Raw genomic sequence first — 16,573 nt, forward strand, 5'->3', positions numbered from 1 at the left:
CCCTTTTGCTCGTGGCCCAGGGTGACGGTGACTTTGACGAGGTCTTCTCCGTCGGCGACATCTACCTGCTCTTCTCCACAGCTCCCACCGACCAGCCCCCCGCCGCCCGCGCCCGCTGGCTCGACCTGGTCCTGACCGGCCTGACCACGCACACCCGAACGGGAGACACGGGGAGCGCCTCATAGCCGACCGCCTTCCGGTGGGGGCAGGCAACCCATGTCGTACGGCCGTACGAACACCGCCGTCCCCACACCCCCGCTCACCCAGCCGCACCCACCCGCTCCAGCAGCGCCACCGGTGACTCCCCGAGCAGCTCCGCCAGCCGTACCCGGCCCGAGAACTGCCGCTCCGGCGTCAGCGCGTCGCTCCAGACCCCGGGCGGCAGCGGCAGCACCGTCTCCCGCCAGCCGCCCGCCTCCGTCAGCCGCAGCGACAGCCGGGTCACCGCGGTGATCACCTCCCCGGAGCGGACGAAGGCCACGCAGTGCGCCGCGGCGGGCCCCTCGGCGGCCAGCGGCTCATAGGTCGCCGTCTCCCCGAAGACCTCCGGCCGCCGCCGGCGCAGCCGCAGCGCCGCCGCGGTGAGCGCGCCCTTGTCGCCGGCGTCCTCGGGCGGGAACCGCACGGCCCGCCGGTTGTCCGGGTCCACCAGCGCCAGGTACTCGCCCTCGGTGCCCTGGTACACGTCGGGCACCCCGGGCATGGTCAGCTGCACCAGAGCCGCCCCCAGCACGTTGGCCTGGATGTGCGGCCGCAGCCGGCTGCGCAGCTCGGCCACCCGCTCGCCCTGCGGCCCGCACGGCCCGGCCGCGACGAACGCCGCCACCGCCTCCTCGTACGCCGGCTCCTGCTCCGTCCAGCTCGTGTACAGGCCCGCCTCGCGCACATGCTTCAGCAGCGCCTCCCGCACCCGCGCGGGGTCCGCCGGGCCGAGCCCGAACACCGTCTGCCAGGCCGCCCACGCCAGCTGCGCGTCCGGCACCCCCTCTCCGGCGCGCGTCACCTCCGCCAGCGTGTCCGCCCACCACTCGGGGCACTCGGTGAGCACGGCCAGCGCGGCCCGTACGTCGGCGCTGCGCTTGGTGTCGTGCGTGGAGGCGACGGTCCCGGTCAGCGGCCAGTCGCGCTGCACGCGCGCGCAGTACGCGTGGAACTCCTCCGGCGAGACCGCCGGGCGCCCCGGGTTCCCGCCCACCTCGGTCGCCGACAGCAGCGGCACGTACCGGTAGAACGCCGTGTCCTCCACGGACTTGGCCCGCAGCGCCGAGGACGTCTGCGCGAACCGGGTCCGGAACTCCACGTGCTCCGGCCCGTCACCGGCCCGCCCCAGCACCAGATCCCGTACGACGTCCACGGCCTCCGCCTCCTCGGGGACCACGAAGGCGAGCCGGGCCTCGGCCGCGGCCTCCTCGGTGACGACGGAGGCGGCGTCCGTGGAGGCGTAGGGCCGGTAGACCTCCATCCGCACCAGGAGCTCCTGGAGCGCGGTGCGCAGCGCCCAGGGCGCCCGGTCGCGCAGCGCGGGCTCCGGGGACGTGGCGCACACGCGGACCGTCACCCGCGTCAGCCGCTCGGTCTCCGCCGCCAGCTCGTGGGTGATCACCTTGTACGCCGCCCGCCGTACCGTCGCCGCCCAGTCGCCGCCGCGGTCCGTCTGCGGGGCCGCGAACCGCCTGTACCGGCCGAGGAGTTCCCCGAACCCCGCCGGGTCCGTGAAGAGCCCGTCGAGGTGCCTCAGGGCGTCGTAGCCGGTCGTCCCGGCCACCGGCCAGGAGGCGGGCAGCTGTTCGCCGTCCGCGAGGATCTTCTCCACGACCGTCCAGCGGCCGCCGGTCGCCTCGTGGAGCCGCAGCAGATAGCCGTCGGGGTCGGCGAGCCCGTCCGGGTGGTCGATCCGCAGCCCGTCCACCACGCCCTCGTGCAGCAGCTGGAGCACCTTGGCGTGGGTGGCCTCGAACACCTCCGGGTCCTCCACCCGCACCCCGATCAGCTCCGAGATGCTGAAGAAACGCCGGTAGTTGAGTTCGGTGCGGGCCAGCCGCCACCATCCGAGGCGGTACCACTGCGCGTCCAGGAGCTGCGGCAACGGCAGCTCCCCGGTGCCCTCGCGGAGCGGGAACTCGTGGTCGAAGTAGCGCAGCACATCGCCGTCCACCGTGAGGTTCCCCAGCTCGGCGCCGACCGGCCGGCCCAGCACCGGCAGCAGCACCTGGCCGCCCTGTGCCTCCCAGTCGATGTCGAACCAGCGCGCGTACGGCGACTTCGGGCCCTCCCGCAGCACCTCCCACAGGGCGCGGTTGTGCCGCGGGGCCATCGCCATGTGGTTCGGCACGATGTCCAGCACCAGCCCGAGCCCGTGCTCCCGCGCGGTGCGCGACAGCGCCCGCAGCCCGTCCTCGCCGCCGAGTTCCCCGCGCACGCGCGCGGGGTCCACGACGTCGTAGCCGTGCGTCGAACCGGGCACGGCCTCCAGGACGGGGGACAGGTGCAGATGCGAGACCCCGAGCGAGGCCAGGTACGGCACGGCCGCCGCGGCGGCCCCGAACGGGAACTCGGGCTGCAACTGGAGCCGGTACGTGGCCGTCGGCACCGCCGGGGCGGATCGCTCAGGTGTCATGCGAACCTACGTACCCGCCCTGCCGCCCTTCGTGTCATCGCGTGCTCCATGTGCGTCCTCGTGCGCCCTCCTAGACCGGCCGCTGGAGCACCGTCATGCTCCGGTCCACCAGGGTCAGCCGGTCCCCGGCCTGCACCTTCGCCCCGGTGCCCGGCGGCACCCCGTCCGGGCGGCCGGTGTCGACCACGACCTGCCACTGCCGGCCGTGGTTGACGGGCACCACGAAGTCCAGCGTCTTCGGCGAGGCGTTGAACATCAGCAGGAACGAGTCGTCGGTGATCCGCTCCCCGCGCGGGCCCGGCTCCGAGATCGCGTTGCCGTTGAGGAACACCGTCAGCGCCGAGGCCTGCGCCCGGTCCCAGTCCCGCTGGGTCATCTCCTTGCCCTCGGGGGTGAACCAGGCGATGTCCGAGAGCTCGTCGTGGGTGCCCTCCACGGGCCGGCCGTGGAAGAAGCGGCGGCGCCGGAAGACCGGGTGGTCCTTGCGCAGCCACACCATCGCGCGCGTGAAGTCCAGCAGCTCGCTGCCGAGCGACTCCCCGTCCTCGGACTCGGGCCAGGTCACCCAGGCGATCTCGCTGTCCTGGCAGTAGGCGTTGTTGTTGCCGCCCTGGGTGCGGGCCACCTCGTCGCCGTGGCTGATCATCGGCACGCCCTGGGACAGCATCAGCGTGGCGATGAAGTTGCGCATCTGGCGGGCGCGCAGCTCCCGCACCGCCGGGTCGTCGGTCTCGCCCTCCACCCCGCAGTTCCAGGACCGGTTGTGACTCTCGCCGTCGCGGTTGTCCTCGCCGTTGGCCTCGTTGTGCTTGTCGTTGTACGACACGAGGTCACGCAGGGTGAATCCGTCGTGGCAGGTGACGAAGTTGATGGACGCGAGCGGCCGGCGGCCGTCGTCCTGGTACAGGTCGGAGGAGCCCGTCAGCCGGGACGCGAACTCCGCCAGCGCCCGCGGCTCGCCCCGCCACAGGTCCCGTACGGTGTCGCGGTACTTGCCGTTCCACTCGGTCCACAGCGGCGGGAAGTTGCCCACCTGGTAGCCGCCCTCGCCCACGTCCCAGGGCTCGGCGATCAGCTTCACCTGGGAGACCACCGGGTCCTGCTGGACCAGGTCGAAGAACGACGACAGCCGGTCCACCTCGTGGAACTGCCGGGCCAGGGTCGCCGCGAGGTCGAAGCGGAAGCCGTCGACGTGCATGTCGGTGACCCAGTACCGGAGCGAGTCCATGATCAGCTGAAGGACGTGCGGGGACCGCATGAGCAGGGAGTTCCCGGTGCCCGTGGTGTCCATGTAGTACCGCTGGTCCTCGGTCAGGCGGTAGTACTGCGGGTTGTCGAGGCCCTTGAAGGACAGCGTCGGGCCCAGGTGGTTGCCCTCGGCGGTGTGGTTGTAGACGACGTCCAGGATGACCTCGATCCCGGCCTCGTGCAGCGCCCGGACCGCCGACTTGAACTCCAGGACCTGCTGGCCGCGGTCGCCCCAGGAGGCGTACGCGTTGTGCGGGGCGAAGAAGCCGATGGTGTTGTAGCCCCAGTAATTGTTCAGGCCCATGTCGACCAGGCGGTGGTCGTTCACGAACTGGTGGACCGGCATCAGCTCCAGCGTGGTCACGCCGAGCTCCACCAGGTGCTCGATGATCGCCGGGTGCGCGAGGGCCGCGTAGGTGCCGCGCAGCTCCTCGGGCAGCCCCGGGTGCCGCATCGTGAGGCCCTTGACGTGCGCCTCGTAGATCACCGTCTCGTGGTACCCGATCCGGGGCCGCCGGTCGTCGCCCCAGTCGAAGTACGGGTTGACCACGACCGACGTCATGGTGTGCGGCGCCGAGTCGAGGTCGTTGCGCTTGTCGGGCGAGTCGAAGTGGTAGCCGTACACCTCCTCGCCCCAGCGGATCGAACCGCTGACCGCGCGCGCGTACGGGTCGAGCAGCAGCTTCGACGAGTTGCAGCGCAGGCCGCGCTCGGGCGCGTACGGGCCGTGTGCGCGGAAGCCGTAGCGCTGGCCCGGCATCACACCGGGCAGATACGCGTGCCGGACGAACGCGTCGCTCTCGCGCAGTTCCACCGCCGTTTCCGAGCCGTCGTCGTGCAACAGACACAGCTCTACTCGGTCCGCGGCCTCCGTGAAGACCGCGAAGTTGGTACCGGCGCCGTCGTACGTGGCACCGAGTGGATACGCCTCTCCAGGCCAGACCTGCATGGAACGACTCTTTCAGGTGTCCGGCGGCGCGTGTGGCGCCTTGGGCCCGAGTGTCCACGAAAGTGATGGAACCACCTATGACTTACGTCCCTCTTACCGTTCGACCGGCGCACAGGACGATCACAGAACCGTTCCTGGGCCGAACCATTGGGGCAGACACGTACTCCCGGAGTTCGCCGGGGAGTAGGGGGAAGATGTGCGCAAGATAGTGCACCGCCACCTCGGGAAGGTGGTGGCAGGTGCGGCCATCGCGGTGGCCGGGACCGCCGTGATGATCGGGATCACCCTGCCGGGCACGGCGGGGGCGGACGACGATCCGGCGGGGGCCAAGTCGGCCGCGGGGCAGTCCGTGGCGCAGGCCGGACAGGGCCAGGACGGGGCCGTGGCGCCCGGAGTCGTCGAGCAGGCCCCCGCGGCCGAGGGGGAGAAGGGCAAGGGCCGCGACCCGCTCACCGACGACGAGATCGAGCGGGCCGAGCAGCTCGCCGTGAACCGGCAGATGTTCAACGCCAGTGAGGACGTCGAGGGCGAGCGCGGGCCCGAGCGGCTCACCGTCGACCTCGCCGACCCGAAGGCGGACGAACTGGACGACCCGGACGCGCCCCGGCGCGCGGCCGTGACGTTCTACGACTACCGGGACGACACCCTCCTCACCAAGACCGTCGACCTCGACAGCGGCAAGGTCGTCGCGACCGGCACCCAGCACGGCGTGCAGCCGCCGCTGAGCAGCGCCGAGTACGCCGAGGCCGCGAGCCTGCTGATCGCCGACCCGCTGGGCGCGGACCTCAAGGCCGACTACAAGGACGCCACCGACAAGGACCTCACGGACCCGAACCAGCTGCTGCTGACCGGCGCCGTGTACCGGGCGGTCCCGGGCGGCCAGCCGGCCGTCCTCGACAAGTGCGGCGAGCACCGCTGCGTACGGCTGTTCCCGAAGGTCAAGAACGGCCCCTGGATCGACGCCAGGGCCTTCGTGATCGACCTGAGCGCCCGCAAGATCGCCAAGCTCGCCGGCTGAGCCGCGTCTCTCCTTCGTCCACTTTTCCCACCTGCTCTCCTTCCGCAAGGGAGTCATCTCTTCATGCGTGTCAACAGAATCAGCCGCGCGCGCAGGCACGCGGCCCTCGGCGTTTCCGTGGCCGCGCTGGCCGCCGGTGTCACCACCGGAGCGGGACCCGCCGCCGCCCAGCCGAAGGCCGCCGCCGCGGCCGCCGCGGAGTGCAGCTCCGCCTACAAGATCGAGCAGAAGCTGTCCAGCGGCACGACCTGGAGCATGTGCTGGCGCTACGACAGCAAGGCCGGGCTCGTCCTGGAGGACATCTCCTACCAGCCCAAGGGCGAGACCAAGGCCATCAAGGTCCTCAACAGCGCCCGGCTCGGCCAGATCCACGTCCCCTACGACGACGGCAGCGTCGAGTACGACGACCTGACCGGCTTCGGCTTCGCGCAGGGCCTGATGAACCTGGACCCGGGCGAATGTCCCGGCGGCACCATCAAGAAGGTCAAGGTCCCCGACTCCTGGGACCCGGACCAGGCCGACGTCAGCGGCCTGTGCACCACCACCCGCTCCCGCGGCCACGCCTACCGCATGCAGGGCGACAGCGCCAACAAGGTCTACCAGGCGCAGGGCAAGGACCTGCTCGTCTACTCGGTCAACCAGGTCGGCTGGTACGAGTACATGACCGAGTGGCGCTTCCAGGACGACGGCACCATCACCATGAACCTGGGCGCGACCGGCAGCCTCTCCTACTACGACTACGACGCCGGCGACGGCCGCGGCTGGCCCATCGGCAAGGGCCCCCGCGCCCAGGCCACCAGCCACAGCCACAACGCCTTCTGGCGCCTGGACTTCGCCCTCGACGGCTCCTCCAAGAACCGCGTCGAGCAGTACGACTCGACGGTCACCGCGGCCGCCCCGGGCCAGCAGGCGCCCAGCACCAAGACCACCCGCACCCCGGTCACCAAGGAGCTCGCCGGCGACGCCAAGAGCTACCGCTGGTGGCGCGTGGTCAGCGCGGTCGGCAAGAACAAGGACTGGCACCCGCGGTCGTACGAGATCGTCCCCGGCCCGAGCACCAAGTACCCGGGGCGCAGCTTCACCAAGCACGACGTGTACGTCACCGAGTACAACGAGTGCGAGCAGTTCGCCAGCAACAACACCGGCAACTGCGGTGCCGGGGCGGGCAAGTCCGTCGACAAGTGGGTCAACGGCCAGACCCTCACGCACCCCGTCGTCTGGATGAACGTGGGCTTCCACCACATCGCCCGGGACGAGGACCAGCAGCCCATGCCGGTGCACTGGCAGGGATTCTCCATCGCCCCGAGGGACGTCACCGCTATGAATCCGCTCACTCCGGCCGAGCTCGCCGGGCAGAACGGGCAGTGGACCCCCGGTAGTTGAGATTGACCCTGTCCATCCGGCTGCACCGCCGACCGCTCCCGGAGTACCCTTCCTTGATCGTTGGGTGGGGAGACCCCTCGGGTGATGCCCGGGGGAGCGGAAGGCGGTGCGCGGGTGGGCTCGGGAGGGCTGGAGTTGCCCCCTGGTGACGAGGGTCACGAGGGGAACTCCCAAGACGCCCCGCCCGGCACGGTGTCCCTGGCCCGGCCGATGGACGCGGGAGCGACCATCGGGCCGGAGCTGGACTGGGACGCCGACGCCTGGCGCGAGGTGCGTACGCGCGCGCAGCGGGCAGGACGGGCCTACATCTGGCTGAACCTCGTCGAACAGCGGCTGCGGGCCGTCGTGGCCGCCGTCCTGCGCCCCATCTACGAACCCGTCCACGGCCACGACGACTGGGTGGTGGCCGCCGCCGGTCCTGCCGGACAGGAGTGGGTCCAGCGGGCGGTCGCCGTCCGCGAGGTCAGCCGCCGCAAGGGCTACCTCCTCGACCCCGCCGACGACAATGTGCTCAGCTTCCTCACCCTGCCCCAGCTGCGCGAGCTGATGGTGCAGCACTGGCCGTGCTTCGAGCCCTACTTCGACGAGCGCCGGGACGTCGAACTGGCCCTGGACGAGCTGGAGGTGACGCGCAACGTCGTCTCCCGCAACCGGGCCCTGTCCGAGGCCGTCCTCGGCCAGGCCGAGCGCGCCTCCGCCAAGCTGCTGGAGATACTCGGCGCCGGCGGTGACGTGCCCTCCGCCCGGCGGCTGCCCGTGGACGCGGTCGAGGACCTGGTCGGCGACCGGTACGCCGACGTGGTCGCCGTCCACCCCGACCGGGTGCGGCTGCTGCGGCAGTTCCCCGCCGAGGACATCTTCGGCGGCGCCCGCCGCCTCGACGCCGTCGGCATCGGTCTCAACCTCCTCGTGCAGAACTTCTCCGGCCGCCGCCTGGTGCGGCTCGCCGAGGCCGGCTGCCGGGTGCGGCTGCTGTTCCTGAACCCCGCCTCCAGCGCCGTCAAGCGGCGCGAGCGGGAACTGGGCATGAAGCGGGGCGAGTTGAGCCGCTCCGTCGAGATGAACATCCTCCACATGCGCCGGGTGCGCTCGCGACTGCGCGACCCGGGCGCCTTCGAGATCCAGGTCTACGACGAGACACCGCGCTTCTCCGCCTACCTCGTGGACGCCGACGGCGCGGACGGCATCGCGGTCGTGCAGTCCTATCTGCGCCGGTCCAGGGGCATGGAGGCACCGGTTCTCGTGCTGCGCAACGGCAACCGGGTGGTGAAGGCGGGCGATGTGGACGACAGTGGCCTCTTCCCGACCTACCGCGAGGAGTTCGAGACGAACTGGGTGGATTCCCGCCCGGTGTCCTGAACTGTCCGGAACCGCAAGGGCGGTAAGCGGAACGCGGTCCTCTGATTGTCAGTGGCGCATGGGAAGGTGGAGACCACTGGGGGAAAGCACCACCAAGAAGGGGGACCGCCCATGGGCTGGCACCAAGAGCTGCTGATCGGCTTCGACCTGGAGACCACCGGCACCGATCCGCGCGAGGCGCGCATCGTCACGGCAGCCGTGATCGAGGTCAGGGGCGGGCAGCCCGCGGGACGCCGGGAGTGGCTGGCGGACCCGGGCGTGGAGATCCCTGCGGACGCGGTGGCGGTCCATGGCATCAGCAATGAGCGGGCGGCCGCCGAGGGCCGCCCCGCCGACCAGGTCGCCGACGCCGTCGCGGACGTCCTGACCACCTACTGGAAGACCGGCGTCCCGGTCGTCGCGTACAACGCCGCGTTCGACCTGAGCCTGCTCTCCGCCGAACTGCGCCGCCACGGCCTGCCGTCCCTGCGGGAGCGCCTGGGCCTCGACCCCGCCCCGGTCATCGACCCGTACACCATCGACCGCTGGGTGGACCGCTACCGCCGCGGCAAGCGCAACCTCGAAGCGGTCTGCACCGAGTACGGCGTCGCCCTCGACGCGGCCCACGACGCCTCCGCCGACGCCCTCGCCGCGGCCCGGCTGGCCTGTGCGATAGCCGTCCGCCACCCCAAGGTCGGGGCCCTCGGCCCGGCGGACCTGCACCGCCGCCAGATCGAGTGGTACGCGCAGTGGGCGGCGGACTTCCAGGACTTCCTGCGCCGCAAGGGCGACGCGACCGCGGTGGTCGACGGCACCTGGCCGCTGCGCGAGCCGGCCGACGAGACGGTGTGAGAGCCCGTCAGTCGCGCGGCCCGCTCGCGACGGGCTCCCCCCGGGGCCCGGCCGACCGCTCGGGGACCCGCACCTCGGTGCCGGGCAGGGCGGTCGCGCGGTGGGCCCGTTCCACCGACTGCCCCCAGTAGGTGCCGGTGACCATCAGGGCCGCTCCCAGCCCGGTCAGTACGGTGAAGTGCTCGCCGCCCAGGGCGACACCGACCGCGGCGGCCCAGATCGGCTCGGTGCCCAGCAGCAGACTGGCCCGGCTGGCCGAGGTGCGCTGCACGGCCCAGGTCTGGGCGAGAAAGGCGAACACACTGCAGAACAGGGCGAGATAGACCAGCTGGGCCCAGGTGGCGGCATCCGCGCGGGCCAGGGTCGGCAGATCCCGTGCGGCCGGGACCAGGAACAGGGCGGTGCCCACCAGGGTCTGCACGGTCGTGAGGTGCAGCGGCCGTATCGCCCGCCCCGCGGTGAGCCGGCCGACCAGTGCCACATGGCCCGCCCGCACCACCGCGGCGCCGAGCATCAGCAGGTCGCCGAGCCGGGGCGCGTGGAAGCCGTTGCCCGCCATGAGGAGCCCGACGGCCAGGACGCACAGACCGGCGGCGGCGTAGAAGACCGGCGGCAGCCCGCCCCGGTGACCGCCGCGGTCGAGAAGGGGGGTGAGGACGATCGTCAGGCTGATGATGAGGCCCGCGTTGGCGGCGCTGGTGTGGGCGACGCCGTAGGTCTCGACGACCAGGACGGCGGCCTGGGTGAGGCCGAGGGGAAGGCCCGCCCGCAGCTCCTCGCGGGTCCACCGGCGCGACCCCCGGCCGGGAGAGGCGACGGCCCCCAGGCAGGCGAGCGCGGACAGGGCGTAGCGGGCGAAGAGCACCAGAAGGACGGGGAGAGCGGAGGTCGCGGTCTGGGCGGACAGATAGCTGGAACCCCAGACGAGCGCGACCAGCAGGAGTACCGCGTCGGTACGGCGTGCGTCGGACATGGGACCCACCCTGCACCGAGCCGTCCCTGAAGCCCAGAACCACTTCCTTCAACGATCTTTTAGCTCTCCTACACTGTGGTGATGGACGAACGTCAGCTGCGGATCCTGCGGGAGCTGGGCGAACTGGGCAGCGTCACCGCGGTCGCCGAGGCGCTGCTGGTGACCCCGTCGGCGATCTCACAGCAGCTGCGGCTGTTGCAGCGCTCGGTGAAGGTGCCGCTGACCGAGCGCGACGGACGCCGGCTGGTGCTCACCGACGCCGGGCAGGCCCTGGCGGGCGCGGCCATCGAGGTGGAGTCGGCCCTGGCACGCGCCCGGCACACGGTCGAGGAGTTCGTGGACCGCCCCGACGGCGAGGTGTCGGTGGCGGCGTTCCACAGCGCGGGTGCGGCCTTCTTCCCGCCGCTGTTGCGCGCCCTGGCCGGGACGGACGGCCCGGTGCCGAGGCTGGCCGACGAGGACGTTCCGCAGGAGGACTTCCCCCGTCTCACCCGCGAGTACGACATCGTCCTGGCCCACCGCCTGGAGCACGCCCCCGCCTGGCCGCGCACGGTGACCGCCACCACCCTGCTGCGTGAGCCCCTGGACGTGGCCATGCCCGCCGACCACCCCTTGGCGGCCAAGCGCCGGGTGACCCCGAAGGACGTGGCCGACCAGCCCTGGATCACGGTCCACGACGGCTTCCCGGTCATGGCCACCATCGAGGCGATCGCGGCGGCAGCGGGCCACCGACTCCACCTGGCCCACCGCATCAACGACTTCGCGGTGGCGGCGGAGACGGTGGCGGCGGGCGCCGGCCTGGCCCTGATGCCCCGCTGGACGACCCGCCCCCACCCGGCACTGACCCTGAGACCCCTGACCGGCGTCCGCGCCAGACGCCATATCGACGCCCTGTACCGCCCGGAGAGAACAGCGAGGAGGGCGGTGAGGACGGTCTTGGCGGAACTGAATTCAGCAGCACAATCGATCAGGGGCGCGGATGACTGACCAGGGGCGCGGGGCTGTATCGATGTGCGGCTCCGCCGCGTGGGCGCGACCAGCCACAACGGACCCGCACCCGCCCTAGAACGGATACCACCGCACAGTCGAATCCCCGTCCCGCAAAGACCCCACCCTCCGCTGGAACTCCACCAAAGCCTTCGGATTCGACGCCGCATGCTGCGCAACCCACGCACAACTGGCCGTCTCCCGAGCCCCCCGCAACACCGCACACCCCTCCCACTCCCGCACGTCCCACCCATAGGCCTCCGTGAACGAGTCGTACGCCTCGGCAGGAAGGCCATACCGATCCCGGGACAGCGCCATCACCACCAGATCGTGCTCACGCAGGTCCGCGGAGAACGTCTCCAGATCGACCAGGACCGCCCCGGACGGCCCCACATGCACATTCCGCGGCAACGCGTCCCCATGAATCGCCCCCGGCACCAGATGAGGCGTCACCCCCGCCACCGCCCCCGCGAACCCGTCCCGCCGCTGCCGCAGGAACTCCGCGTCGGCGGCGGAGATCGCGTCCCCCGCGAGCCGCAGCCACCGCTCCACACCCCCCAGCAAGTCCCGGGGAGGCAACGTGAACGGCGGGGCCGGCAGCGCGTGCACCACCCGCAGCAGTTCGGCCAGATCCCGCGGCTCGGCGGGCCGTACCGCATCCGGCAGCCGGTGCCACACCGTCACCGGATGCCCCTGGACCAACAGCGCCTTCGGCTCGGCCGCCCGTACCGCCGGCACCCCCGCCTCCGCGAGCCACACCGCGATGTCCAGTTCCCGGCGGGCCCGGTCGAGGAGCTCGGCGTCGCGGCCCACCTTGACGACCAGGTCACCGGCGGCGAACACGGCGTTCTCGCCGAGCGCGAGCAGCGGTGCCGACGCCGGCAGCACCCCCGCCGCGTCCAGTACGTCCCGCGCCCGTGCCTCGTCCATCGTCCGGCCTCCAGTCGCCGTAGGTCCGCGTGCTCGTGTACGCCACCCGGGAACGGCGTCATCGAGCCAATCATCGGCCAGTCTCGCATCAGCACAGGTCGGGCCGTGTGCGCGCGGTCTTGACGGGGCATGGCGCGTTCACGACCATGACGGGGCCCACCGGACCCGGACCGTCACGAGCCGCGCGAAGGAGCCGATCACGTGACTGTGGTGACCGCGACGAAGCGGCCGGCGCGGGACACCCCGCGCGTCAGGAGCAGGCGGACGTCCGACCGTGGGGCCTGGTTCCTGGTGCTGCCCGCGCTGATCCCGATCCTGGTGCTGAGCGTGGGGCCCCTGCTCTACGGGATCCTGCTGGCCTTCACCGACGCGCAGTCGGGCCGGACCCGGGCCACGCAGTGGATCGGCGGCCTGAACTTCCAGGATCTGCTGCACGACACGCTGTTCTGGGAGTCGTTCCGGATCGGTCTGGTGTGGGCGGTCGGCGTGACGGTCCCGCAGTTCCTGCTGGCACTCGGTCTGGCCCTGCTCCTCGACCAGGACCTCAAACTGCGCTGGCTCGCCCGGGCCCTCGCGATCATCCCGTGGGCCATGCCCGAGGTGGTCGTCGGTGTGATGTGGCGGCTCGTCTACAACCCGGACGCCGGTGTCCTCAACGAGACCCTGCGCACCCTCGGCCTCGGCGACGGCCGGGACTGGCTCAGTGGCTTGTCCACTGCCCTGCCCGCGGTGATCGTGGTGGGTGTCTGGGCCGGGATGCCCCAGACGACGGTCACCCTGCTCGCCGGCCTCCAGAACACCCCGCGCGAACTCCACGAGGCCGCCGCGATGGACGGCGCGGGCGCCTGGCGCCGCTTCCGCACGGTCACCTGGCCCGCCCTGAGACCGGTCGCCTTCGCGATCACCGCGCTCAATTTTATTTGGAACTTCAACTCGTTCGCCCTGGTGTACGTCCTGACCAGCGGCGGACCCGGCGGGCGGACCCGCCTCCCGATGCTCTTCGCCTACGAAGAGGCCTTCCGCTACGGCCAGTTCGGCTACGCGGCCGCGATGGGACTCGTGATGGTCGCCGTGATCTCCCTCCTCCTCGCACTCTTCCTGGTGGGCCGGCTGACGGCAGGTGACGAGGCATGAGGACCGGCACCACCGGCCGCGTCGGCCAGTACGCCGCCCTTCTCGCCTATCTCCTCTTCCTCGCCTTCCCCTTCCTCTGGCTGGTCTCCACCGCCTTCAAGTCCCCGCGGGAGCTGGGCAGTCCGCACCCCACCTGGATCCCGCGCGACCCCACCCTCGACAACTTCCGCCAGGCCTTCGACGAACAGCCCCTGCTGCGTGCCGCGGGCAACTCCCTGCTCGCCGCGCTCGCCGCCGCCGTGATCGCCGTACTGATCGCGACCCCGCTCGCCTACGTCATGGCCCGGCACCGCACCCGGCTCGCGAAGGCCGCCACCGGCTGGGTGGTGGTCAGCCAGGCCTTCCCGCTGGTGCTGGTGATCATCCCGCTGTTCCTGGTGCTCAAGGAGCTGCGGCTGATCAACTCCCTCGCGGGGCTGGTGATGGTGTACGTCGTGTGGGCGCTGCCGTTCGCGCTGTGGATGCTCGTCGGATACGTCCGTGCCGTGCCGACCGAGCTGGAGGAGGCGGCCGCCGTCGACGGGGCCGGACGCCTGAGGACCCTGGTGTCGGTGACGGCACCGCTGCTCGCGCCGGGGATCGTGGCGACGGCGCTGTTCGCCTTCATCACCGCGTGGAACGAGTTCTTCTTCGCCCTGGTCCTGCTGAAGACACCGGAGAAGCAGACCCTGCCTGTGGTCCTCACCCACTTCATCGGCGCGGAGGGCGTCGCCGACCTTGGCCCGCTCGCGGCGGCCGCCTTCCTTGCCACCCTGCCCTCGCTGATCATCTTCGCGATCATCCAACGGCGTATCACCGGAGGCATGCTGGCCGGGGCGGTGAAGAGCTGATGCGCGCACGATGGATCGTCGTCCTCGTCCTGCTCCTCGCGGGATGCACCGGCACGCCCGACTCCGCCGGCGGCCCCGTCACCCTCCGCTTCCAGTCCCTCGCCTGGCAGGAGGAGTCCGTCGAAGCGAACAAGGCACTCGTGAAGGAGTGGAACGCGACCCACCCGGACGTGAGGGTCGAGTACGTGCAGGGGAGTTGGGACAGTGTCCACGACCAGCTGCTCACCTCCTTCGAGGGCGGCGAGGCGCCCGACATCATCCACGACGCCTCCGACGACCTCGCGGACTTCGCCTACGGCGGCTACCTCGCCGACCTGAGCGACCTGCTGCCCGAGCGGCTCAAGTCCGACATCCCGCAGCGGAGTTGGGACACGGCCACCTTCGGCGACGGTGTCTACGGCGTGCCCTTCCTCCAGGAACCCCGGGTGCTGATCGCCAACGCGAAGTGGCTGAAGGAGTCCGGCGTACGCGTGCCGACCCCCGAACACCCCTGGACCTGGGCGGAGTTCCGGCGCATCACGGACGAGCTCAGCGGCGCCGGGAAGTACGGTGTGGCCTGGCCGCTCAAGGAGCCCGTCTCCGCGACCCTCAACCTCTCCCTGTCGGCGGGCGGACAGCTCTTCCACCGGGGCGCCGACGGCAAGGTGACCATCCGCTTCGAGAAGGCCGACGAGACGGTGCCGCGCACGGTCCACGACCAGGCGAACACCGACCACAGCGCCTCGCCGACCACCCTCGGCAGCGGTGGCTCCGACACCCTGCCCGGCTTCTTCGGCGGCAAGTACGCGATGGTCCCGCTCGGCTTCTCCTACCGTCAGCAGATCGCCCAGCAGGCACCCAAGGGCTTCCGGTGGCAGGTGCTGCCCGCCCCGGCCGGCGCCGCCGGACTCACCCAGGGCGTCAGCCCGCAGACCCTGTCCGTCGCCGAGGACAGCCCGCACAAGAAGGAGGCCGCCGCGTTCATCGACTTCCTCCTCCAGCCGGAGAACATGGTCCGGCTGGCGCTCGGCGACTGGATGCTGCCCACCGGCACTGCGGCCCTCCAGGACCCCGCCCTGCGCACCGCGAAGGACGGCTGGGCGACGGGGACCGCCCTCGCCTCGCACCTCAGGTCGGCGCCCGCACAGTCCGTGCGCGGCTACCCCGAGTGGAAGGACAAGGTCGCCACCCCCGCCTTCCAGGAGTACTACAGCGGGGCCATCGGCCTCGGTGAGCTGCGGAAACGGCTGGAGGACGACGGAAACCTGGTACTGGCCCGCTACCAGCGCTGAAAACGGGTTGCCCCGGCCGGCGGGCCCCACCTAGCGTTCCGTCCGTGGCAGCGAACAACGCGATCATCTCGACCGGTCTCGGCCGGGGCAGTGCGCATTCCCAGCGGAAGCGCCGTGGCCCCGGAGCCCTGACCGGTCCGGGGAGCCACGCCCGCCGCCGCTGATCACACGCGGCCTGGTTCGTTCCTCACCCACTCTCCTTTCTTCCGGTCAGGGCCTTCGTCTGCCCTTCTCCCTCTTCCGGAAGACAAGGACCGCAGGCCATGGCCCGCCCCACGCGCGTTGCTCGCGCGCTCTCACAGAACTTCCTCGCCGACGCACGCGCCGCCGCGCGGCTCGCCGACCTCGCCGTGTCCGACCGGGAGGCGTTGCTTCTCGAAGTCGGCGCCGGAAAAGGCGCGTTGACCGAGCATCTCGCTCCGCGCTGCCGTCGGTTGCTCGCGTACGAGATCGACGAAAGGCTCGTGCCGACGCTCACCGACCGCTTCTCCGACCTGCCCCAAGTCGAAGTCGTGGCAGGGGACTTCCTCCGGGCGCGGCCTCCCCGCACGCCGTTCTCCGTCGTCGGCAACGTGCCGTTCTCCCGTACGTCGGCCATCGTCGACTGGTGTCTGCGGGCCCCGGCCCTCACCGACGCGACTCTCCTCACCCAGCTCGAATACGCCCGCAAACGCACCGGGGACTACGGGAGTTGGACCCTGCTGACGGTGCTGAGCTGGCCCCGGCACGAGTGGCGGCTGGTGGGGCGGGTCGGGCGGTACAGCTTTCGTCCCGTGCCGCGGGTGGACGCCGGGATCATCCGGATCGAGCGCCGCCGTACACCGCTGCTCGCCCCGGGGGACCTGCACGGCTGGCGCCGGCTGGTGGAACTCGGGTTCTCGGGGGTCGGCGGTTCGCTGCACGCGTCTTTGCGCCGGGAGCATCGACGGCACCGGGTCGACGAGGCGTTCCGTCGTGCCGGGCTCGACCGGGGCGTGCTGGTGGGGCAGGTCCCGCCCGAGTCGTGGCTGCGGATGCACGAGGTGCTCGCCTCATGAATCCCA

The 16,573-nt window shown here is 71.5% G+C and carries 13 protein-coding genes and 1 pseudogene; 10 read left to right on the forward strand and 4 right to left on the reverse strand.

The features are described from left to right. Positions 1 to 185, forward strand: a pseudogene (locus tag ACFULQ_RS10365) (TetR/AcrR family transcriptional regulator); the annotation flags it as partial. 74 nt (positions 186 to 259) lie between these two features. Here the strand turns inward: ACFULQ_RS10365 and treY are convergent. Both treY and glgX read right to left on the reverse strand, forming a co-directional pair. Further along, the gene (gene treY, locus ACFULQ_RS10370; protein WP_383540899.1) at positions 260 to 2,617 is read right to left on the reverse strand and encodes a malto-oligosyltrehalose synthase; all 2,358 of its coding nucleotides are present in this window, start codon (positions 2,615 to 2,617) and stop codon (positions 260 to 262) included. A 70-nt stretch (positions 2,618 to 2,687) separates the two neighbouring features. Then, positions 2,688 to 4,814, reverse strand: coding sequence for a glycogen debranching protein GlgX (glgX, locus tag ACFULQ_RS10375; protein WP_383540902.1), 2,127 nt, complete (start codon positions 4,812 to 4,814; stop codon positions 2,688 to 2,690). 196 nt (positions 4,815 to 5,010) lie between these two features. Between glgX and ACFULQ_RS10380 the strand changes: the two genes are divergently transcribed. The 4 genes from ACFULQ_RS10380 (at position 5,011) to ACFULQ_RS10395 (ending at position 9,405) form a co-directional block, all read left to right on the forward strand. Beyond that, positions 5,011 to 5,832 (forward strand): Tat pathway signal sequence domain protein, encoded by an 822-nt coding sequence (locus ACFULQ_RS10380; protein ID WP_383540905.1) that lies wholly within the window; start codon positions 5,011 to 5,013, stop codon positions 5,830 to 5,832. Between the two features lie 63 nt (positions 5,833 to 5,895). Next, positions 5,896 to 7,215 carry a copper amine oxidase gene (locus ACFULQ_RS10385; RefSeq protein ID WP_383540907.1) on the forward strand — a complete coding sequence of 440 codons (1,320 nt, stop codon included), beginning with the start codon at positions 5,896 to 5,898 and terminating at the stop codon, positions 7,213 to 7,215. A gap of 84 nt (positions 7,216 to 7,299) precedes the next feature. Then, entirely contained in the window at positions 7,300 to 8,574 is a 1,275-nt protein-coding gene (locus ACFULQ_RS10390) for an SAV2148 family HEPN domain-containing protein (RefSeq protein ID WP_383540910.1), read from the forward strand. 111 nt (positions 8,575 to 8,685) lie between these two features. Next, the gene (locus ACFULQ_RS10395) at positions 8,686 to 9,405 is read left to right on the forward strand and encodes a 3'-5' exonuclease (RefSeq protein WP_383540912.1); all 720 of its coding nucleotides are present in this window, start codon (positions 8,686 to 8,688) and stop codon (positions 9,403 to 9,405) included. 7 nt (positions 9,406 to 9,412) lie between these two features. Here ACFULQ_RS10395 and ACFULQ_RS10400 read toward each other — a convergent pair whose 3' ends face one another. Further along, complete coding sequence (locus tag ACFULQ_RS10400) at positions 9,413 to 10,378, reverse strand: DMT family transporter (RefSeq protein ID WP_383540915.1); 966 nt, start codon at positions 10,376 to 10,378, stop codon at positions 9,413 to 9,415. Between the two features lie 81 nt (positions 10,379 to 10,459). Here ACFULQ_RS10400 and ACFULQ_RS10405 point away from each other — a divergent pair, with 81 nt between their 5' ends. Continuing rightward, positions 10,460 to 11,365, forward strand: coding sequence for a LysR family transcriptional regulator (locus tag ACFULQ_RS10405; protein ID WP_383540918.1), 906 nt, complete (start codon positions 10,460 to 10,462; stop codon positions 11,363 to 11,365). 75 nt (positions 11,366 to 11,440) lie between these two features. Here the strand turns inward: ACFULQ_RS10405 and ACFULQ_RS10410 are convergent, their stop codons facing one another. Beyond that, the gene (locus ACFULQ_RS10410; RefSeq protein WP_383540921.1) at positions 11,441 to 12,295 is read right to left on the reverse strand and encodes a phosphotransferase enzyme family protein; all 855 of its coding nucleotides are present in this window, start codon (positions 12,293 to 12,295) and stop codon (positions 11,441 to 11,443) included. A gap of 201 nt (positions 12,296 to 12,496) precedes the next feature. On the opposite strand from ACFULQ_RS10410, the gene ACFULQ_RS10415 reads away from it, so the two are divergent. The 4 genes from ACFULQ_RS10415 to erm all read left to right on the forward strand — a co-directional run bounded on the left by ACFULQ_RS10415 (position 12,497) and on the right by erm (position 16,567). Beyond that, positions 12,497 to 13,429, forward strand: coding sequence for a carbohydrate ABC transporter permease (locus ACFULQ_RS10415; RefSeq protein ID WP_383540924.1), 933 nt, complete (start codon positions 12,497 to 12,499; stop codon positions 13,427 to 13,429). Continuing rightward, positions 13,426 to 14,259 carry a carbohydrate ABC transporter permease gene (locus ACFULQ_RS10420; RefSeq protein ID WP_383540927.1) on the forward strand — a complete coding sequence of 278 codons (834 nt, stop codon included), beginning with the start codon at positions 13,426 to 13,428 and terminating at the stop codon, positions 14,257 to 14,259. The genes ACFULQ_RS10415 and ACFULQ_RS10420 overlap by 4 nt, the downstream gene beginning before the upstream one ends. After that, positions 14,259 to 15,530 carry an ABC transporter substrate-binding protein gene (locus tag ACFULQ_RS10425; protein WP_383540930.1) on the forward strand — a complete coding sequence of 424 codons (1,272 nt, stop codon included), beginning with the start codon at positions 14,259 to 14,261 and terminating at the stop codon, positions 15,528 to 15,530. The genes ACFULQ_RS10420 and ACFULQ_RS10425 overlap by 1 nt, the downstream gene beginning before the upstream one ends. 263 nt (positions 15,531 to 15,793) lie before the next feature. Beyond that, positions 15,794 to 16,567 carry an ErmE/ErmH/ErmO/ErmR family 23S rRNA (adenine(2058)-N(6))-methyltransferase gene (erm, locus tag ACFULQ_RS10430; RefSeq protein WP_383540933.1) on the forward strand — a complete coding sequence of 258 codons (774 nt, stop codon included), beginning with the start codon at positions 15,794 to 15,796 and terminating at the stop codon, positions 16,565 to 16,567. Positions 16,568 to 16,573 lie beyond the last annotated feature (6 nt).

Source organism: Streptomyces sp. NPDC057253, from assembly GCF_042669125.1.
Taxonomy (GTDB): Bacteria; Actinomycetota; Actinomycetes; order Streptomycetales; family Streptomycetaceae; genus Streptomyces.

Bases quoted from the DNA above. Each gene is read 5' to 3' on its own strand.
- treY (WP_383540899.1), bottom strand. From the start codon at position 2,617: ATGACACCTGAGCGATCCGCCCCGGCGGTGCCGACGGCCACGTACCGG.
- glgX (WP_383540902.1), bottom strand. From the start codon at position 4,814: ATGCAGGTCTGGCCTGGAGAGGCGTATCCACTCGGTGCCACGTACGAC.
- ACFULQ_RS10385 (WP_383540907.1), top strand. From the start codon at position 5,896: ATGCGTGTCAACAGAATCAGCCGCGCGCGCAGGCACGCGGCCCTCGGC.
- ACFULQ_RS10390 (WP_383540910.1), top strand. From the start codon at position 7,300: ATGCCCGGGGGAGCGGAAGGCGGTGCGCGGGTGGGCTCGGGAGGGCTG.
- ACFULQ_RS10395 (WP_383540912.1), top strand. From the start codon at position 8,686: ATGGGCTGGCACCAAGAGCTGCTGATCGGCTTCGACCTGGAGACCACC.
- ACFULQ_RS10400 (WP_383540915.1), bottom strand. From the start codon at position 10,378: ATGTCCGACGCACGCCGTACCGACGCGGTACTCCTGCTGGTCGCGCTC.
- ACFULQ_RS10405 (WP_383540918.1), top strand. From the start codon at position 10,460: ATGGACGAACGTCAGCTGCGGATCCTGCGGGAGCTGGGCGAACTGGGC.
- ACFULQ_RS10410 (WP_383540921.1), bottom strand. From the start codon at position 12,295: ATGGACGAGGCACGGGCGCGGGACGTACTGGACGCGGCGGGGGTGCTG.
- ACFULQ_RS10420 (WP_383540927.1), top strand. From the start codon at position 13,426: ATGAGGACCGGCACCACCGGCCGCGTCGGCCAGTACGCCGCCCTTCTC.
- ACFULQ_RS10425 (WP_383540930.1), top strand. From the start codon at position 14,259: ATGCGCGCACGATGGATCGTCGTCCTCGTCCTGCTCCTCGCGGGATGC.
- erm (WP_383540933.1), top strand. From the start codon at position 15,794: ATGGCCCGCCCCACGCGCGTTGCTCGCGCGCTCTCACAGAACTTCCTC.